4 protein-coding genes are annotated in these 2029 nt (G+C 73.0%); 1 reads left to right on the top strand and 3 read right to left on the bottom strand.

Annotated elements, in window-relative coordinates; translation table 11 throughout:
- The coding region (locus tag FV229_RS26620) for a transglutaminase family protein (RefSeq protein WP_147754786.1) at positions 1–609 on the top strand (609 nt) is incomplete at its 5' end.
- Positions 610–622: 13 nt separating this feature from the next.
- Here the strand turns inward: FV229_RS26620 and FV229_RS26615 are convergent.
- The 3 genes from FV229_RS26615 to FV229_RS26605 all read right to left on the bottom strand — a co-directional run.
- On the bottom strand, positions 623–1144 hold the full coding sequence (locus tag FV229_RS26615) for a catalase (protein WP_147754785.1): 522 nt from the start codon (positions 1142–1144) through the stop codon (positions 623–625).
- Positions 1145–1304: 160 nt separating this feature from the next.
- On the bottom strand, positions 1305–1517 hold the full coding sequence (locus FV229_RS26610) for a hypothetical protein (RefSeq protein ID WP_147754784.1): 213 nt from the start codon (positions 1515–1517) through the stop codon (positions 1305–1307).
- Between the two features lie 295 nt (positions 1518–1812).
- Positions 1813–2029, bottom strand: a 217-nt coding sequence (locus tag FV229_RS26605; protein WP_210246632.1) for a hypothetical protein, incomplete at its 5' end; no start/stop codon positions are given.

The following is a 2029-nucleotide window of genomic DNA, read 5'->3' as shown; positions in this document are numbered from 1 at the left end:
GAGGCGGCGCGGGCGGCCGCGATCGCGTCCCGCGACCTCGGGGCGGACGCGCCGGTCCACTTCCTGTTCCCCAGCGCCCGGGTGCCGCTGCTGCCCGACGTGACCGACTATGCGCGAAAGAGCTTCTCGCCCGGGCGCAGCGCCTACGGCGCCGCCTTCGACCTGATGACGCGCATCCGCGCCGACTTCCGCTTCGACGCGAAGGCCACGGACGTGCACACGCCGCTCTCCGAGGCCTTCGCGCTGCGCGCCGGGGTCTGCCAGGATTTCGCCCACGTGATGATCGCGGGCCTGCGCGGGATGGGGCTGCCGGCGGCCTATGTCAGCGGGTATCTCCGGACGATCCCGCCGGCCGGCCGGCCGCGCCTGCGCGGCGCCGACGCGAGCCACGCCTGGGTCGCGGTCTGGTGCGGCGACGGCTGGCTCGGCCTCGATCCGACCAACGGCATCGGCGTGCGCGACGACCACATCGTCGTCGCCCGCGGGCGCGACTACGGCGACGTCGCCCCGATCGACGGCATCGTCAGCGGCTCGGGCAAGCAGAAGCTCAAGGTCGAGGTCGACGTGATCCCGCAGGACGAGGCGGAGGCGCTGGCCCTCGTCGGCTGAGCGCCGCCCGCCGTCAGCGGCCCGGTTCGATCTGGAGCGTGAAGCGCTGGCGCGGGTCGCGCCGGAACGACAGCAGGTCGGACGCCGCCGCGAGATGCGCGCGCAGCCTCGGCAGCGCGTCGGCGAGACGTGGATGCGCGGGCAGCATGCGCATCCGTGCAGCCAGGCCCGCGAACGCCGCGGCCGCCCGGCCGCCGAACGTGGCCGCCACACGACCCGCCATCCGACCCGCCACACCATCAGCCATTTGGCCGCGCAGGCCCGAGCGCGGACGCCCGGCGCCCGCGCGCTCCGGCGCCGCGACGGGGACGTAGAGCGCCTCGAAGAACGACAGGTCGAGGATGCTGGCGCCGTCCGCGTCGGTGACCGCCATCACGGCGTTCAGCAGGCGCGGCTCGCCGCCGTGCTGGACGACGAGGCGGCGGATGATGGTGCGCGCCACCGCGCGCGCCTCCTCGGCGTCCTGGACGAGCTGCCCGGTGCGCTCCGGCAGGAAGGCGTCGTCGAGGCGGATGTTGAAGTATGCGTGGATCATGATCGAACGCCCCGTTCCTCAGGTTGCGTGGGCCGGCGGACCTCCGACGACGGTCGATGGCAAGTCTCATGGGTCGGGACCCATGAGGTCCGGCGGATTGCCGCCGCCCCGCAATCGCGGGGGCCAGCCCTCGATGAGGCGGGCTCATCGAGGGCTGGTGTCAGGCGGCCTGGGCGCCGGGGTCGGCGGCGTCCGCCGCCGGGATGAGCCGCGGATGGAAGGCGTCGGCCAGGCGTTCGAGGCGGTGGGCCATGTCCCGCACCTCGTTGAGGGCGATGGACTTCTGGCCTTCCTTCACGGCGCGCGTGATGTCGCTGATCTGCGTCGTCGCGATGCGCTTCAGCTCGGTCGCGAGCTGGTCCTTGGTCATCATCGGTCCGGGTTCCGGTGCTGGTCGGGGGACACCGTGGCGCGGCGTCCGTTACCAGTCGGTTTCCCATCCTCCGAGGTCGCCGGAAGAGCGGTGGACAAGTCCGTCAGGAACGAATCCGGCGGCCGGACGCGACGCGCCGCCGGCCCTTCGGGCCGGCGGAGGACGCGGCACCGGCCCGTCGCGCGGGATCAGACCAAATCCGGTCGATCCCTTCGGGATGGCGGATTCGGGCTTCGCTCAGGCGCCGCGCGGGCTTGCGTGACACGGCCTCCGCTTCGACAAGCGAAAGGCCGTGTCAGGCCGTGGGGTGCTGCGTCGCGAGGCGCTCGGCGAGGCCGAAGCCGACCCGGACGAGGAGGACCTCGAGGGTCGCCTTCATCTCCGGCGTGCCGGCTTCCTCGATCAGGCCGTGCGCCTCGATGCAGATCTCGGCGAGGCGCTCCATCGGGTTGTCGGGTTCGGTGGGGGCGGGAAGGGTCTGGCGGGTCATCGGTGCGTTCGCGTGTTGGCGT

Source organism: Methylobacterium sp. WL120 (assembly GCF_008039465.1).
Lineage (GTDB): Bacteria > Pseudomonadota > Alphaproteobacteria > Rhizobiales > Beijerinckiaceae > Methylobacterium > Methylobacterium cerastii.
Note: the sequence above shows the minus strand (reverse complement) of the source record. Positions and strands in the feature narration are given on the sequence as shown.